Raw genomic sequence first — 16,823 nt, forward strand, 5'->3', positions numbered from 1 at the left:
CAGCTACAGGCTTATTTGTTAGCTTCCTGCCGGCTTTTAATGTAAAATCAAAGCGTTGAACAATAACAATCGAGGGTTGTAATGGCAGAAAAAGAGATTATGGAAAAGGCTTATTCTCCGGAGAGCATAGAAGAAAAATGGTATAAGTTCTGGCTGGAAAAGAATTACTTTCATGCGGAAGATTCTTCCGGGAAACCGCCATACGCAATCGTGATTCCCCCTCCAAATGTCACAGGTAGTCTCCACATGGGACATGCTTTAAACAACACAATGCAGGATGTGCTCATCCGCTATAAAAGGATGGATGGCTTCAATGTGCTCTGGATGCCGGGCACAGACCATGCAGGTATCGCAACACAGCATGTAGTGGAAAAGCAGTTGAAGGCAGAGGGGACGAGCCGTCACACGATGGGGAGGGAGAAGTTCGTTGAAAATGTCTGGGAATGGAAAAAGAAGTACGGCGGATTTATCATAAACCAGCTTAAGCGTCTTGGCTCTTCATGCGACTGGGAGCGTGAGCGCTTCACCATGGACGAAGGGCTTTCAAAAGCTGTGCGAGAGGTTTTTGTGCGGCTTTATAACGAGAATCTTATCTATAGGGGTAACTATATAATCAACTGGTGCCCTGTTTGCAGGACTGCCATTTCAGACCTTGAAGTGGAATTCGCGGAGAAAGACGGGAAGCTCTATTACATAACATATCCATACGCAAAAGGTTCAAAGGATGGCTTGATTGTGGCCACAACAAGACCTGAGACAATGCTCGGCGACACGGCGGTGGCTGTAAACCCTGATGATGAAAGATATACTGCACTTAAAGGAAAAAGCGTGATTCTTCCTTTGGTCGAGCGGGAACTGCCGGTTATCATGGATTCCTATGTTGACCCTGCCTTTGGTACGGGAGCGCTTAAGATAACGCCAGCACATGACCCAAATGACTTTGCCATAGGGCTGCGCTACAAGCTTGAGATGATAAACATCCTTGAAACAGATGGCACGTTGAATTCAAATGCCGGCGTCTATAAAGGAATCGACCGCTTTGATGCACGTGAAAAAGTTGTTGATGATTTACGAGCACAGGGGCTTCTTGTAAAAATTGAAGATTACAAACACTCTGTTGGGCATTGTTACAGATGCCGCTCTATAGTAGAACCCTACCTTTCGAAGCAGTGGTTTGTAAAGACTAAGCCATTAGCAGAAGAAGCCTTGAAAGTCGTAAGAGACGGAAGGGTAAAGATAATTCCTTCCATGTGGGAAAACTCCTATTTTGACTGGATGGAGAACATCAGGGACTGGTGTATTTCAAGGCAGATATGGTGGGGGCATAGGATACCGGTATGGTATTGCCTTGACTGTGATGGTGTGACAGTAGCGACCGAGACACCGTCAAAATGCTCAAAGTGCGGCTCATCAAAAATCGAGCAGGAAACCGATGTCCTTGATACATGGTTTAGCTCTGCCCTCTGGCCATTCTCAACGCTTGGCTGGCCTGAAAATACAGAGGCGCTTAAAACATTTTATCCTACATCATGTCTTATCACGGGCTTTGACATACTCTTCTTCTGGGTTGCCCGCATGATAATGATGGGGCTTAAATTCATGGGAGATGTGCCATTCCACGAGGTTTATATTCACGCTCTTGTACGTGATGAAGAAGGAAAGAAGATGAGCAAGTCCAAGGGGAATGTCATTGACCCTCTTCTTATGATAGATAAGTTCGGGACAGACTCTTTCAGGTTCACCCTGGTAGCCCTCGCTGCGCAGGGGCGCGACATCAAGATATCCGAGGCTCGCATAGAAGGCTACAGGCATTTTGTCAACAAACTCTGGAATGCGGCGCGCTTCGTGCTTATGAGTGTAGACGGAGACAGCGCCGGCTTTGATATGGAGAAGGCACGCAAAAATCTAGAATTGAAGGAAATAGACCACTGGATATATTCAAATCTTGACCAGCTTGTAAGCGATGTAAGGAGCGGACTTGACAGCTATAGGTTTAACGATGCGGCAGGAGCCATTTATCAGTTCCTCTGGCACCAGTATTGCGACTGGTTTATCGAGCTTGCAAAAACCGATCTATATTATGAAAATGATGATGAAAATGTAAGTGTAGCAAGGAAAGAAAGCATAAAGTTTGTGCTTGTCGATGTGCTTGAAAAAACTTTAAGGATGCTCCATCCATTCATGCCTTTTGTGACTGAGGAAATATGGCACAAACTCCCGTTGAACAGAGAAGGCCATGGAGAAAGCATAACGGTTGCCCCATTTCCTGTATGTGATGATGTCTCCTGTAATGAGTCACAGGCAGGGAAAATAGAACAGCTAAAAACAATTATTAATTCAATAAGGAACCTAAGAGGCGAGATGAACATCCAGCCGGCGAGCAGGATTGATGTCATAATTAATTTCAGTAATGGTGAAGATCCTGAGCAAATAAAAAAGCTTGAAAGATACATAGCGAGTATTTGCCGGACAAAATCAATCCAGATTGGAACCAATGTCGAAAAGCCTCCGCAATCTGCTGTTGCTGTGAGCCATTTCTTCGAAGCTTATGTGCCGTTGCGCGGTCTTATTGACATTGATGAAGAAAAGAAAAGACTTTCCAAGCAGATTATGAAACTCAGAAAAGATATGGAGCAGACTACACGAAAGCTTTCAAACAATGATTTTCTTGCTAATGCCCCGGAAGAGGTTATAAATAAGGAAAAACGGAAACTTGAAGAGGCGGAGACTGAGATCAAAAGCATAAGCCATCATCTGGCTATTCTTGGAGATTAGATGCCATGAAAATTGACTGGAAGAAAGTTGATCCTTTAATAGAGTGGTCAATTGAAGAGGACATTGGTACGGGTGACATAACTACAGAGGCAGTCCTTGTTGAACACATTCAGGCGAGAGGTGAGGTGCTTGCAAAGGATAATCTCGTCCTTGCAGGAATTGACATCATCCCCCACATACTGTCCAAAGTCACACATGATTTCGAGTTTGAGCCTTATTTCCATGACGGCGACCATGTGCCTGCCGGAAACGTGATTGCAGCAATAACAACAGAAGCGAGGGTGCTGCTTACGCATGAGAGAGTTATTCTTAATTATCTTCAGCGGCTCTCGGGAATAGCAACTAATGCTTCAAAGTTCGCGTCCCTTGTAGAGGGTACAAAGGCAAAGATTGCTGATACGAGAAAAACCACTCCGGGATGGAGGGTGCTTGAAAAATATGCGGTAAAAGTAGGCGGAGGAGAGAACCACAGATTCGGCTTGTTCGACGCTGTTCTTATAAAGGATAATCATATTAAATTGGTTGGCGGAATCGGAGAGGCGGTAAGGAGAATGAGAGGTTTTATACCCCATTACCTTAAACTCGAGGTTGAGGCTTCTACACCGGAGCAGGTAAGGGAGGCTCTTGAAGCAGGAGTCGAGATAATCATGCTCGATAACATGGATGACACTATCCTTGAGGAGATGGTAAAGCTGATAAACGGAAGAGCTGTAATTGAAGTTTCCGGAGGGGTTAACCTTGGCAATGTTAAGAGGATCGCTGAACTTGGAGTAGATCTGATTTCAATCGGAGCTATAACACATTCAGCTCCGGCAATGGACATCAGTATGAATATAAATGCATTGGGATAATTATCCGGAGATTACATGCAGATAAATATTTCAGGAAAGAAAATAAAAAAAGGTGACAGTTTTTTCCTGGTGGCAGGACCATGTGTAATTGAAAATGAGAAACTTTGTCTTGATATTGCAAAACAGGTAAATGCACTCTGCTCAAAGCTTGGCATCTTCTATGTTTTTAAATCTTCTTTTGATAAAGCTAACCGTTCATCTGTAACGTCATTCAGAGGGCCAGGGTTTGAAAAGGGGCTGGATATACTGAATAATGTAAAGGAAAAAGTAAGTGTCCCTGTCCTCTCAGATATCCATGAATCTTGGCAGGCAGAGCCGGCGGCTCATGTCCTCGATATTCTTCAGGTGCCTGCATTTTTATGCCGCCAGACTGACATTATCATTGAAGCAGGAAAAACAGGCAAGGCGATAAACGTCAAGAAGGGGCAGTTCATGGCTCCGGGAGATATCGGGAATATAGTGGAGAAAATACAAAGCACAGGAAACAGGAATGTAATGATAACAGACCGGGGCACGAGCTTCGGCTATCATAATCTGGTCGTTGATTTCAGAGGTCTTGAAATAATGAAGCGCGAGCCTGCCCTTGTGGGATTCGATGCAACTCACAGCGTACAGCTTCCGGGAGATAAGGGGAAAACTTCAGGGGGTGAAAAGGAATTTATAGAACCTCTCATAATGGCTGCATCTGCCGTAGGAATAAATTTCCTTTATGCGGAAGTACATCCAAATCCGCGCAAGGCTCTATGCGATGCCCCGAATACGATGAGTATTGATGAGCTTGAGAATGTGCTGAAAAGAGCAAAGCGCATAGAACGCGAAGCACGGGGATAGCTGATGGCTGTTGCCGGAATCGGGATCGACCATGTTGATATTGAAAAGTTTAAATCTGTCCTTGAGAAAAGAAAAGACAGGTTTCTTAACAGGGTATTTACCGAACGGGAACAGGAAGCGGCGAAAGAAAAAAATTTACTGTTAACTTTAGCCGGAAAATATGCGGCGAAAGAGGCTTTTTTCAAAGCTGTCGGTCCTTCCAAATTATCTGGTATCACATGGAAGGATATAGAGATTTTGAATGAAGAATCGGGGAAGCCAAAGATATTCCTTCATGGCAGAGCGTTAAAAATTGCCAACGCAAATAAGATAAAGAACATCTTCATTTCCATTTCCCACACAGACATTATTGCCATGTCACAGGTCCTACTTGAAACCGATGAGTGACGTTAAAGTTATAAAAGTATCTGCACCCGGAAGGATCTGTCTTTTCGGAGAACATCAGGATTACCTCGGGCTTTGCGTGATCTCGGCAGCAATTGACAGGAGGATTTCTGTTTCCGGTGTCAGGATTGATGAAAAAATCCTTGAAATAGAACTCCCTGATATTGGAGGAAAAGAAATAATCCATCTTGGGAAAGAGAACAGTCCAAAGAATAAACGCGATTATTTAAGAAGCAGTTTCAATGTCCTTCATAGAAGCGGGATTGAAATTTCTTCCGGATACAGGTGCAGGATAGAAAGCACCATACCAATCGGAAAAGGTGTTTCAAGCTCATCAGCGCTCACAGTGGCATGGATAAAGTTCCTGCATATTATCTCCGGCATAGAAAAACCATTATTAGGCTTTGAGCTAGCTGAATATGCCTTTAAGGCTGAGGTCCAAGAATTCAATGAGCCCGGAGGAATGCAGGACCATCTTTGTGCTGCTATGGGCGGGATGCTTTTTATGGATTTTTCAGAAGAGGTAAAAGTTTCAAAAATGTCGCATCTGCTTTCCGGTTTTGTTCTTTGCGACAGCGGCATAACAAAGGATACGATAGGAGTACTTGCGAGAATAAAATCTGAAGTAGCTGACGGTGTAAAGATAATAAAGAAACACATTGATGATTTCAGTTTAATATTTGCGCCGCTTGAAAATATACGGAGTTTAAAAATATATATGCCGGACAATATTTACAGGACAATATGCGCTGTCATAAATATACGGGACCTCACGATTGAAGCCAGGAGTGAGATTGAAAAGGATATACATGACAGTAAAATCATAGGTGAGCTTTTTACCCGACATCACGCACTTTTAAGAGATGGACTTTTGATTTCAACTCCTCAGATAGAAAGACTTATTGATGCTGCTATGAATGGGGGAGCTTTGGGATGCAAGATAAACGGCTCAGGCGGAGGCGGATGTTTTATCGCCTATTGTCCGGGACATGAAGAAGATGTGATAGAGCAGATAAAAAAGGCAGGAGGAGATGCTCATAAAGTAACAATCGATGAAGGAGTCAAAGCTGATGTTTCTTCTTGCCATTGAAAGCTCATGTGATGAAACAGCCGCAGCCGTAATTGAAGACGGCACACGTATTTTGTCCAGTATTGTCGCTTCCCAGACTGATGTTCATTCAAAGTACGGCGGCGTTGTTCCTGAACTTGCCTCTCGCGCTCATCTTGAATCAATTGTCCCTGTTGTTGACGAAGCACTCGAGCAGGCGAATATAGAGCTTGCTGATATTGAAGCTGTAGCTGTGACATATGGGCCCGGACTTGTAGGCTCGCTTCTTGTTGGAGTCTCGTTTGCCAAGGCAATCACATTTGTTAATAAAAAGCCGCTTGTTGCAGTAAATCACCTTGAAGGGCACCTGCTTTCAAGTATTATTGAATATGGAATACCTGAGTTTCCATATATTACTCTTGTTGTGTCAGGCGGTCACAGCAATATCTATCTTGTAAAAAACATAGGGGATTACCAGCTTCTTGGGTTTACAGTAGATGATGCCGCAGGAGAGGCTTTCGATAAAGTTGCCAAGATGCTTGGCCTTGGTTACCCGGGAGGACCATTGATTGACAAAGCCGCCACAAATGGCAGGGAAGGTGCGGTTCAATTCCCAAGACCTTATCTGCGCGAGAAAAAATATTGTTTCAGTTTCAGCGGGCTAAAGACTGCTGTGCTTACGTATCTGAAAAAAGAAGGACTTTACGATTCAAAAACCAAACTTCCTGTTGATGGAAAAATCACTGAGCAAATAAAATCTGATATCGCAAGAAATTTCCAGGACGCTGTTGTTGATGTCCTAGTTGACAAGACTATTTCTGCGGCCATTGAATATGGATGCGGTACTATTACAATTGCCGGAGGTGTTGCCTGCAACAGCAGATTAAGAGAAGAGATGAAACGCTTGTCCAGCGAGAAGAATATAAAAGTGCTTTACCCATCTCTCTCCTATTGTATAGACAATGCCGCAATGATTGGTATTGCCGGCTACTACCGCTATATAAAAGGCGAGCGCGCCGACATGACCTTAAATGCTGTTGCGCGGGTAAAGTTGTAAAGAACTTCTTACTGCTTACAACTCACAAATTATATAATAAGAAGAAAAACGATTGAGTAAAAAAATATTAGGAATTGATATTCCATCAGGGCTTTCAAAAAGAAATTTTTCTGCTCTTTTCATTTCAACGGGTTTAGTAATGATGGTCTATATGATTCCAACCATAATCCTCCCGAGGTTGCTAAAGGAATCTATAGGCATTCCTGAAGCAGATTTTGGGAGAATAAATTCCATCACTCAGAATATCGACACTGTAACTTCCATTCTCTTTCTCTCACTTGTGGGCTCCCTATCAGATAAACATGGGAGAAAGATCCTAATGCTCATAGGGCTTTTGGGCGTATCAGTCGCATTTACTCTCTATTCCTGTTCTCTTCCAGTAGGAGTTTTTTTTAAAGTTAATCCATTATGGTTTGTTTTCTTATTCCAGTTTGTCCTTTCCTTCTCTATGATTTTTGTTTTTTCTCAGCTTATGACGTTAGTTGCTGACTATACTGAAAGAAGAAGCAGAGGGAAAGCCATGGCAATTAGCAGCACTATGATAGGAATAGGGATTACCATCTCGTTTGTATTCTTCTCCCAGCTTCAGAAACAGATAGGTGTAACCAATCTCCTTCTGGTAGGAGCTTTACTCACATCATTAACTTTTCTGATCGTTAAGTTTTTTATTGTGGACAGGATGCCTCATAAAGAAAGAGAGATATCAGCCAAAAGAAATTCAACAATCAAAAACTGGAAAGAAGTATCTTCGGTGGTTGAAAAAAGTCCAGGACTTAAGGTCTGCTTTTTTACAAGCTTTGTAACCTCTTCAGCTAACATCATATTGGGAGCTTTCCTGACCATCTGGGCTGTAAAGGTAGCGGGAAATTTTAATCTAACCCCTGCCGAAGCCACAGCTTTTGGAGGGATGGTAATTGGATTATCAAGTCTGGTGGCTTTAGTTTCAACCTTCTTTTGGGGAATGCTCGTTGACAGGTTAGGCAGGATGCAGGTCATAGCGACAGGATTACTTTTAAATGGGATAGGCTTTTTCCTTATAGGCATGACATCAAACCCGTTCTCTTCGGAAGTAAAACTGTACGGAGTGCTGACAGGGCTTGGTTCAGCAGGAGTTTCTGTCGGGTTTACATCTCTGCTCGCAGATCTTGCTCCCAAAAAGATTCTCGGATCTATATTTGGTATTTCAACTGCTATAGGTTCTTTAGGGACTCTGTTCTTTTTCCAATTAGGAGGATTCCTCTTTGATTATGTCGGCTTCTCAAGCCCATTTTCTATTGTAGGTATAGCTGACCTGATTGCATTTACCTATGCCATCTCTAAGTGGAAGCAGGTATCGAGGATTTCAGAAACCGGCTAAAGATTGAATTACCAATCATAAATATGTGTTTTGAATCAATTGATAAAAATGAAAACTGTCGGGAAACTGAACATTTATTTGCATTTAAAAACAGTAAGTTAGCAAATCTAAAAAAAACTGTCGGATATCTGAACATTCCTGTTTTTGTTGACCAAATAACTCCTGAATAAATAAAGATAGAGATTTCAAAATGTTATGGTTTCTAATACGTTTTGGAACAATTATTGCAAATAAAAAATGCACATAGAAGGATAAAGCTTTTTTTGGGGGGGTGGGATGAAAAGAATATTTCTATTATTAGCGCTTGTCGCATTTTTGTTCACCGGAGTTTCTGCTAACGCAATAGTCATTGAACTTTATGCTGATTCAGCTCCAAATGCATATGGTTCACCGGATTGGCTTCCTTGGAAGACTGATACTTTTGCTGCTGTTGCAGGTGGGACTTTCACAAATATGAGCAATGGCACTTATGCCGGCACCAATACATGGGCGCCGACAGATGGTATAGTTTACAGCACAGGTGATTTGGGTCAAAGGCTCCAATGGATTTACTGGCTTCCCGGTGAAACTGTTGCTGGGCTTGATGGAAGATTCCAGGTTAAAGATGTGGCTGACTGGGATGGGGTTGCATATGCAGGAGGTGCAGTTGTCGATGGTCCGGAAGTTGGATGGTCACAGCCTTTAAGCTGGATGAATTATGACCCGGATGGAATTGCAGGGAGTGGAGATGAAGGTGTAATAGGAACATTTGGAAATGCATGGTGGGCATGGGACAATGTTGCTTTACCATATAGCACGGATGCCAATCCATACAACGAAACTAATATTGCTGATATAACAGGTTTAGCTGGACAGATGTCTGTTTACCAGACTTACTGGACAGGAATGTTCAGGTACAGAGATGAACCAGGCGGTGCGTGGACTCAGACTGGTGAACTTGCGCTATATTTAACTCCGGTGCCGGAACCTTCAACATTGCTTCTCATTGGCGGTGGTCTTGCAGGGCTTTTCTACATAAGAAGGAAAAAAGCCTAATAGACAAAAATCGTAACCTTAAAATCCCCTGTACTTTTATCAGTGCAGGGGATTTTCTTTTCAAATCCTACCTTTTCTTGACACAAGCTGCTTTGTAAAGAATAATACACAACATTATGAATATCCGGTTTGAGAAAAAAAAGCTTATTACCTTATCTGTTGCAAGTATCCTTCCTCTTATAATATGGACGACGGGGTGTAGTTTCTTTGGAGAAAAGAAAGTTGATATTTCCAAGCTTGCCAAAGTTACTATGATAAGAAACTTTTCAGGGAGCGGATATAGCAGGGTTGCAATTGATATGGACAAGGAAGCCCGGTATGAGATCCACAGGATAAACAATCCCAAAAGGATATTTATTGATGTATTTGATTCATATCTCACTTCTGACCTTAATAAGAAAAGCGTCAATGTATCGGATGGAGTTATAAAAACTGTCCGGGCTTCGTATTATAAACCAACTACTGTCCGCATAGTTATGGATGTTGAAAACTTCGACAACTACACAAGCTTCGTGCTCAAAGAGCCATACAGGGTGGTAATCGACCTGTTCGGACAAATCATGGCAAAGCCGGATGACAATGCGCCTCCGATAACTGCTGATAACCAGCCTGTAACTCCTCCCCCTTCCGAGCCTAAAACTTTGAGTCTCTCTAGACAGCTTGGTCTTGGTGTGCACACTGTCGCAATAGATGCAGGTCATGGAGGCAAGGACCCGGGTGCAATAGGAGTTAATGGTCTGCGTGAAAAGGATGTTGTCCTTGATATCGCCTTACGGCTGAAAAAGTATTTAACAGAGCAGTATGGAATGAAAGTTTTAATGACAAGGGCAGATGATGTCTTTATACCTCTTGAAGAAAGAACAGCAATGGCTAATGCGAACAATGCCGACCTCTTCATCTCAATCCATGCGAATGCAAGCAGGAATCTCAATGCTTCCGGTATAGAGACATACTATCTTAATCTTACATCTGATCCGGCAGCTATGGAAACAGCAGCAAGAGAGAACAGTGCATCCATGAAAAACATAAGTGACCTGCAGAAGATATTAAGCCAGCTTCTTGTGAGCACAAAAATTAAGGAGTCCACTTCTCTGGCATCCAGTATCCAGAAGGCTCTTCCTAAAAGTCTTGCAGTTAAATATAGCGATGTGAAGGACCTTGGTGTTAAAAAGGCTCCATTTTATGTCCTTATAGGAGCGAGAATGCCAAGCATACTTGTTGAAACATCTTTCATAACAAATCCGTCTGAAGGGATAAAACTTGCAAAGCCGGAGTACCGCGAAGCCCTTGCAAAGGGTATCCTTGAAGGGATAAGCAAATATATCGGAGACTTCCCTCAGCAGAAAAAAGCAGAGACAGTTAAGGAATCAAGTTCGCGTTAAAAGGAAAAGCACATAATGGAAACTCAACAAATTCTATCCCATTACAAGTCTGTGCTTAAGGCAGGGGAGGAGAAAGTGCGCGGGATGCACCGTGATGGGGCTTCAAGCGAAATAATAAGCGGATTGTTGACATCCCTTTGGGACAACATGCTGGTAAATATATACAGGGATGTATGCAGGATTTACAACCTGGGGAATCTGGATGACCTTATTTCTATTGTAGCTGTCGGAGGATACGGTAGAGAAACTTTGAGTCCTCACTCTGATATGGATATCATGTTGCTTTCATTCGACGGAGTGGACGGAGATGTGGCAGTCCTGAATGAGAAGATACTGCACCTGCTTTGGGACATCAAGGTTGATCTGGGATACAGCGTGCGTACCATAAAGGACTGTGAAGAGCTGTCAAAAACTGATTTTACATGTTTAACATCTATTCTTGAGTCACGCTATCTTCTTGGCAACCGCAGAAGTTTCGAAAATTTTCTTTCTGATTTCCGCAAGAGAGTGATCCACAAACGGATTGATGCGTTTTTAAGGGAAAAAATTCTCGAGCGTAATGAAAGATATGATGAAGTCGGCAGGATAATCCAGGTGCTGGAACCGAATGTAAAAGACGGCGCAGGAGGACTGCGGGATGTCCATACAATATACTGGATTGCAAAAGCTACTGACCAGATTGAAAGAATCACTGAAATAAACAGGATTTCATTCCTTTCAGATGATGAAAGAGGGAGACTCCTCAATGCCTTCAGTTTTATCTGGAAAGTCAGGAACGACCTTCATTATGTGTCGGGAAGGAAAAACGATGTCCTGAGTCTCCAGTTCCAAGCTCAGGTTGCCCATAATCTCGGTTACAGCGATTCAGGAAATAAACCCGCAGTAGAGCATTTTTTAAAGGATTACTATTCCTGTGCGAAGTCAATTGCCCAGGTCTGCACACTTTTCATAAGGAGGATGGTCAGCAGCAGGATGCCTCACGAAAATATGGAGATCGTTTTAAGACAACGACGGATGGAAAACGGTCTCATAGTGATTGGGAACACGCTATATCTGCCGCGTGCGGGTAAAATGCCTGATATCTCATCCCTCCCTGAACTTTTCAGGATTTTCAAATTTGTCCATGATCACGACATAATAATAAGCGAAAAACTTATGTTCTATATTGCAGAGCGCATAAGAAGTATGAAAATAAAAAAGAAGGATATAAGGGAATCTGTCCAGCTTTTCATGGAAATACTGGGATCAAAAAAGAACATTTCCGGTCTTATAAGACTTATGAACGAGATAGGGTTGATAGGTGCGGTTATCCCTGAATTTAAAGATTTGGAGAGTCTGGTACAGTTTGACATCTATCATCATTACACGGTAGATGAGCACGTATTGCTAGCCCTCGAAAAATTGGACGAGCTAATATCCAAAAGCACAAGGCATGATGATCTCCTGATAGGAATTGCAGCAGAACTGGAAAGACGTGACATCATGCGTCTTTCAATTTTACTTCATGACATAGGGAAATCAGGGGGAAAAGGACATGTGGAGCGGGGGACCGCAATGTCAAAGAAAATATTGAAACGGATGGGAATCCCCCGTGAAGAAGCTGACAAGGTCATCATGCTTGTATCTAATCATCTAAGCATGATGCATACGGCTGAGAAAAGAGACTTTTCTGAAAATCGGGTGCTTTACAATTTTGTAATCAGTGCCGGGACGATTGAAGGACTCAGGATGCTTTTTCTGCTTACCTATTGTGATGTGAATGCAGTTTCCCCCCACGCATGGAGCGATTGGAGAAGTGAGCTTGTGAGAAAACTTTATTTCAAGGCATACAATTATTTGTCTATGAGGCTTCATGAAAAGATTGATGAAAAAGGTGAAATCGTGCGTAAGATTGAAACAGTCATCAGAAAGGTAATCGAAAAATCAGACAATATCCTGACCGTTGAAGATGTCAGCAATTTTTTCGACAAACTCCCGCAGCAATATATTATCTCAACTCTCGCAAGCAGGATATTTACTCATCATCGTCTGCTTAAAACAATCCGTCAGGAGAAAAAATTTGTAACATGGGATGTAATACAGAACAAGAGGGCAGGGGTGACAGATTTCCTTGTCTGTTTTGAGGGAAAGATGGGGTCTTTTTCGAAAATATGCGGGGTGCTCACAGCAAAGGGGATATTTATATTAGGTGCTCAGATATACACGACTAATGACGGGTTTGCAGTTGATACACTTCAGTGCAGGCTCTATGACGGAAACCTTGTTTCTGATCCTGAGATATGGCTTGATGTGGAAAAGGAACTTGAAGGGGTACTTTCATCAAGAGTGAGCATGGAAACGGTAATGAGCAGAAAAAAAAGATTCATGTTTGAGGGGAAATTTGATATAGTAAAAATCAATACAGAGATAAGTATAAACAATACAGATTCAGAGTCCTATACTATTATTGAAATCCAGGCTAATGACAAGCTTGGCCTCCTGTATGAAGTAACAAACGCTATCGCTGCCATGAGCCTTGATATAAGCAGGGCAACGACGGTAACGGAAGGGAACAGGGCTGTGCTTGTTTTTTATGTGACCGATGACAGGGGAGAGAAGATAACTGCCAGGAGCAAAGTTGGAGAAATAACAAGTAATCTTAAAGCATTATTAGGAAGCAGAGAGGAGGAGAATAAAAATGTCAGGCCACTCTAAATGGTCTACCATTAAGCACAAGAAGGGTAAGGAAGACGCCAAGAGAGGAAAGCTTTTTACGAAGATTCAGAAGGAAATATCGGTTGCTGCAAGGCTTGGCGGCGGCGATGTTGAAGCTAATCCACGGCTTCGTTCTGCAGTTTTAGCGGCAAGAGGTGCCAATATGCCGGGTGAGAATATCCAGCGTGCGATTCAAAGAGGAACAGGAGAACTTCCGGGAGTTCATTATGAGCAGGCGGAATATGAAGGTTACGGACCGGGAGGTATTGCAGTTCTTGTTGAATGTCTTTCTGACAACAAAAACCGCACAGTTGCTGAGATAAGAAGCATATTTTCGAAGCACGGCGGGAATATGGGGGAAGCAGGGTGCGTTAACTGGATGTTTGAGAAAAAGGGCTTGATACATATTGATAAGAAGGTCGTACCTGAAGATGTGCTCATGGAAAAAGCAATAGAAGCCGGTGCTGATGACATGACTGTCGAAGAGGACGTATATGAGATAGTCACTCCTGTAGAGAATTTTGAGGAAGTTAAAGCCACCATTGAGAAAGCAAAAATACCGATTCAGAATGCCGAGGTTAACATGGTTCCAAAGACCACTGTGCGCGTTGAAGCGGATAAAGCTGAAAAAGTGCTTAGACTAATGGATTCGCTTGAAGACCATGAAGATGTGCAGAAGGTCTATTCAAATTTCGATATTCCGGATGAGATATTGCAGAACATGCAATAACATGGGAGATCATGAGAGTACTCGGCATAGATCCCGGAACAATAGTAACAGGCCTCGGCGTCATAGAAGAGGTTGACTCGACTCTCCGTTGTGTCTATGCAGGGAAAATAAGGACATCTCCGGATGCTAAGCTTTCTCTGCGTCTGAACAGGATTTATGACGGGATACAGGAAGTTCTTACTGCCTATCGCCCTGATGAAGTTGCGATAGAGGATCTTTTCTTTGCGAAGGATGCAAAAGCAGCTTTAAAGCTTGGACATGCTCGCGGTGTTGCCCTGCTTGCAACAGAAAGGAATTCTATCCCTATTGCTGAATATACCCCGACACAGGTGAAAAAGGCTGTTCTGGGTTATGGGCTAGGTACCAAGGACCAAGTGCAGCACATGGTTAAACTTTTGCTCGGGATGCATAACGAGAAGTTCACTGTAGATATAAGTGATGCACTTGCCGTCGCAATATGCCATATTCACAGCCGAAGTCTGCTTTCGAAATTATGCGAGGTCTGAATATAAGTGATAGGCAGGATAAAAGGGATACTCGAAAGAAGGAAACCGCAGGAAATACTCGTTGATGTCCATGGCATTGGGTATAGCATTCACATCCCGCTTTCCACTTTTTACAAGCTTCCGGTCGAAGGCACTGAGGTAGGGCTTGAGATATATACCCATGTCAGAGAGGATACGCTTGACCTCTTCGGTTTTTTATCGCTGTCTGAAAAACATCTGTTCCAATCTCTTATAAGCGTTTCAAAGATAGGGCCTAAACTTGCAATAAATATAATGTCCGGCGCAGAACCCGGCAGGATTGCAAATGCGATAAAGCATGAAGACGTGATTTTTCTTACCAGTATTCCGGGTATCGGTAAAAAAACCGCAGAAAGGCTTGTCTATGAGCTTCGAGGCAAGGAGATTACAGAAGCACTGGAAAAGGGGGATGAAGGAGCACCAATTTCCGGTACCGGAAAAGGAGGAGTGATTGCTGATGTGATATCCGCACTGGTTAACCTTGGCTACCCGGGTGCAGTTGCAGAAGGCGCTGTCTTAAAAGCAAAGAAACATGTGAGAGAAGAAAACTCCGTTGAGGAGATTCTAAAGGAATCACTGAAGTATCTTATAAAACACAGAGACTGACTGATTTTAAATTATGGAAAATATAGTTAAAGACAAAGAACTCCAGCCTGAGGAAAAAGAACTCGAACTTACCCTGAGGCCTTCTGCCTTTGATGAATACATTGGGCAGGACAGTGTAAAAGAAAACCTGAAAATATTCATTGAAGCTGCAAAAATGCGCGGAGAGGCGCTTGACCACTGTATCTTCTGGGGACCGCCTGGGCTTGGCAAAACAACACTTGCATACATAATAGGCCGCGAAATGGGAGTAAATATAAGAGCTACTTCAGGGCCGGTCATTGAAAGGCAGGGGGATCTTGTTGCAATACTTACAAATCTTAAAGAGAAAGATGTGCTTTTCATTGATGAGATACACAGACTCAACAGGACAGTTGAGGAGGTTCTTTATCCGGCAATGGAAGATTTTGAAGTCGATATAGTCATAGGCCAGGGTCCGGCAGCAAGGTCAATGAAACTCAAGCTTCCGCGGTTTACACTTATAGGAGCCACTACTAGAGCAGGGCTTTTAACTGCTCCGTTAAGAGGTAGATTCGGCATAAAACACAGGCTTGACTATTACAGCGATAAAGAGCTTTCAGAAATAATAAAAAGGTCGGCAAGGATAATGAACATCTCTGTTACAGATGAAGGGGCTGTATTGATTGCATCACGCTCAAGAGGTACGCCGCGGACAGGCAACAGGCTGCTGCGCAGGATAAGAGATTATGCACAAATCATGGGTGAGGGATTTATTAATGGCGAAATCGCTGAAAAATCCCTTAAGATGCTTGAGATTGATGAGCATGGACTTGACAGCCTTGACAGGAAGCTCCTTGTTACAATAATTGAAAAATTCAACGGCGGCCCCGTAGGTGTGGGAACGATATCAGCCGTGATAAGCGAAGAGAAAGACACGATTGAAGATGTTTACGAGCCTTTTTTGATACAGAAGGGTTTTCTTGAAAGAACACCAAGAGGACGTGTTGCCACAAGACTTGCCTATAAGCACCTTGGTTTTCCTACTCCTACACAGAATGAGAATCCATTGTTCTGAAAAGCTTAATAGAGTGTTCCCGCGATGCTATTTCTCTGCGTCTTTATCAAGGTCTTCTTCGACTACAACTTCTGACATTGTTTTGCCTTTATAAGCATCGTAAGCATCAATCATCTTTACTATCGGTGCAAAGGGGAAGATAAGGCAGAACTTCTCGCTCGTCCTTATTTTTCTTCCTTCATTGAACTCATAGGCGGCTCTCGGGCCGTAGATAAAAGAATAAAGGCAGGGTGTAAACCCTCCCGGTTTTTGAACATCTGGCCCCTGTTCATCACTATCCGGCATATTGTCGTCTGCAGCAAAGGCAGGAAGTGTCGGGACAAGAAGCAGAAACATCAGAATGACCAACATTACTTTTTTCATATTAAAAGATTTCTCCTTCATTTTTTTTGCGGATTATAATCAAATTACAGGAACTATGTCAAAGAAGTATGTCTGTCTCCATAATCATTGCTTTCACCCTTGCCGCAATCTGATTTATTTACTATTTAATTTAGTAACTGAAGTAAGGAGAGA

15 protein-coding genes are annotated in these 16,823 nt (G+C 42.8%); 14 read left to right on the forward strand and 1 reads right to left on the reverse strand.

Annotation, left to right across the window (positions count from 1 at the left end; all coding sequences use genetic code 11):
- Nucleotides 1-81: 81 nt before the first annotated feature.
- The 14 genes from HZA77_15220 to ruvB all read left to right on the forward strand — a co-directional run bounded on the left by HZA77_15220 (nt 82) and on the right by ruvB (nt 16,307).
- On the forward strand, nt 82-2,775 hold the full coding sequence (locus tag HZA77_15220; protein MBI5376783.1) for a valine--tRNA ligase: 2,694 nt from the start codon (nt 82-84) through the stop codon (nt 2,773-2,775).
- 5 nt (nt 2,776-2,780) lie between these two features.
- On the forward strand, nt 2,781-3,626 hold the full coding sequence (gene nadC / locus HZA77_15225) for a carboxylating nicotinate-nucleotide diphosphorylase (GenBank protein ID MBI5376784.1): 846 nt from the start codon (nt 2,781-2,783) through the stop codon (nt 3,624-3,626).
- Between the two features lie 15 nt (nt 3,627-3,641).
- The gene (kdsA, locus tag HZA77_15230; protein MBI5376785.1) at nt 3,642-4,457 is read left to right on the forward strand and encodes a 3-deoxy-8-phosphooctulonate synthase; all 816 of its coding nucleotides are present in this window, start codon (nt 3,642-3,644) and stop codon (nt 4,455-4,457) included.
- A gap of 3 nt (nt 4,458-4,460) precedes the next feature.
- Entirely contained in the window at nt 4,461-4,844 is a 384-nt protein-coding gene (gene acpS / locus HZA77_15235) for a holo-ACP synthase (protein MBI5376786.1), read from the forward strand.
- The gene (locus HZA77_15240) at nt 4,828-5,931 is read left to right on the forward strand and encodes a hypothetical protein (GenBank protein MBI5376787.1); all 1,104 of its coding nucleotides are present in this window, start codon (nt 4,828-4,830) and stop codon (nt 5,929-5,931) included. The genes acpS and HZA77_15240 overlap by 17 nt, the downstream gene beginning before the upstream one ends.
- Nucleotides 5,894-6,946: a tRNA (adenosine(37)-N6)-threonylcarbamoyltransferase complex transferase subunit TsaD gene (gene tsaD / locus HZA77_15245; GenBank protein ID MBI5376788.1), complete on the forward strand. Its 1,053-nt coding sequence runs from the start codon at nt 5,894-5,896 to the stop codon at nt 6,944-6,946. Before HZA77_15240 ends, tsaD begins: the two co-directional genes overlap by 38 nt.
- A 52-nt stretch (nt 6,947-6,998) precedes the next feature.
- Nucleotides 6,999-8,303, forward strand: coding sequence for an MFS transporter (locus HZA77_15250; GenBank protein ID MBI5376789.1), 1,305 nt, complete (start codon nt 6,999-7,001; stop codon nt 8,301-8,303).
- 276 nt (nt 8,304-8,579) lie between these two features.
- Nucleotides 8,580-9,338: a PEP-CTERM sorting domain-containing protein gene (locus tag HZA77_15255; protein ID MBI5376790.1), complete on the forward strand. Its 759-nt coding sequence runs from the start codon at nt 8,580-8,582 to the stop codon at nt 9,336-9,338.
- A 116-nt stretch (nt 9,339-9,454) separates the two neighbouring features.
- Nucleotides 9,455-10,720 (forward strand): N-acetylmuramoyl-L-alanine amidase, encoded by a 1,266-nt coding sequence (locus HZA77_15260; protein MBI5376791.1) that lies wholly within the window; start codon nt 9,455-9,457, stop codon nt 10,718-10,720.
- Between the two features lie 15 nt (nt 10,721-10,735).
- Nucleotides 10,736-13,414, forward strand: coding sequence for a [protein-PII] uridylyltransferase (gene glnD, locus HZA77_15265; protein MBI5376792.1), 2,679 nt, complete (start codon nt 10,736-10,738; stop codon nt 13,412-13,414).
- A complete protein-coding gene (locus tag HZA77_15270; GenBank protein MBI5376793.1) occupies nt 13,398-14,144 on the forward strand; it encodes a YebC/PmpR family DNA-binding transcriptional regulator in 747 nt (248 codons plus the stop codon). The genes glnD and HZA77_15270 overlap by 17 nt, the downstream gene beginning before the upstream one ends.
- Before the next feature lie 11 nt (nt 14,145-14,155).
- Nucleotides 14,156-14,650, forward strand: coding sequence for a crossover junction endodeoxyribonuclease RuvC (gene ruvC, locus HZA77_15275; protein ID MBI5376794.1), 495 nt, complete (start codon nt 14,156-14,158; stop codon nt 14,648-14,650).
- Nucleotides 14,651-14,656: 6 nt separating this feature from the next.
- On the forward strand, nt 14,657-15,274 hold the full coding sequence (gene ruvA, locus HZA77_15280) for a Holliday junction branch migration protein RuvA (protein MBI5376795.1): 618 nt from the start codon (nt 14,657-14,659) through the stop codon (nt 15,272-15,274).
- Nucleotides 15,275-15,287: 13 nt separating this feature from the next.
- Nucleotides 15,288-16,307 (forward strand): Holliday junction branch migration DNA helicase RuvB, encoded by a 1,020-nt coding sequence (gene ruvB / locus HZA77_15285; GenBank protein MBI5376796.1) that lies wholly within the window; start codon nt 15,288-15,290, stop codon nt 16,305-16,307.
- Nucleotides 16,308-16,334: 27 nt separating this feature from the next.
- Here the strand turns inward: ruvB and HZA77_15290 are convergent, their stop codons facing one another.
- A complete protein-coding gene (locus tag HZA77_15290; protein MBI5376797.1) occupies nt 16,335-16,670 on the reverse strand; it encodes a hypothetical protein in 336 nt (111 codons plus the stop codon).
- Between the last annotated feature and the right edge of the window lie 153 nt (nt 16,671-16,823).

It is taken from the genome of Candidatus Schekmanbacteria bacterium (genome assembly GCA_016219965.1).
Classification (GTDB): domain Bacteria; phylum Schekmanbacteria; class GWA2-38-11; order GWA2-38-11; family J061; genus JACRJM01.

Coding starts and splice junctions, on each gene's coding strand:
- HZA77_15260 (MBI5376791.1), top strand. CDS start 9,455: ATGAATATCCGGTTTGAGAAAAAAAAGCTTATTACCTTATCTGTTGCA.
- HZA77_15290 (MBI5376797.1), bottom strand. CDS start 16,670: ATGAAAAAAGTAATGTTGGTCATTCTGATGTTTCTGCTTCTTGTCCCG.
- nadC (MBI5376784.1), top strand. CDS start 2,781: ATGAAAATTGACTGGAAGAAAGTTGATCCTTTAATAGAGTGGTCAATT.
- acpS (MBI5376786.1), top strand. CDS start 4,461: ATGGCTGTTGCCGGAATCGGGATCGACCATGTTGATATTGAAAAGTTT.
- HZA77_15220 (MBI5376783.1), top strand. CDS start 82: ATGGCAGAAAAAGAGATTATGGAAAAGGCTTATTCTCCGGAGAGCATA.
- ruvB (MBI5376796.1), top strand. CDS start 15,288: ATGGAAAATATAGTTAAAGACAAAGAACTCCAGCCTGAGGAAAAAGAA.
- HZA77_15255 (MBI5376790.1), top strand. CDS start 8,580: ATGAAAAGAATATTTCTATTATTAGCGCTTGTCGCATTTTTGTTCACC.
- glnD (MBI5376792.1), top strand. CDS start 10,736: ATGGAAACTCAACAAATTCTATCCCATTACAAGTCTGTGCTTAAGGCA.
- tsaD (MBI5376788.1), top strand. CDS start 5,894: ATGAAGGAGTCAAAGCTGATGTTTCTTCTTGCCATTGAAAGCTCATGT.
- kdsA (MBI5376785.1), top strand. CDS start 3,642: ATGCAGATAAATATTTCAGGAAAGAAAATAAAAAAAGGTGACAGTTTT.
- HZA77_15270 (MBI5376793.1), top strand. CDS start 13,398: ATGTCAGGCCACTCTAAATGGTCTACCATTAAGCACAAGAAGGGTAAG.
- ruvC (MBI5376794.1), top strand. CDS start 14,156: ATGAGAGTACTCGGCATAGATCCCGGAACAATAGTAACAGGCCTCGGC.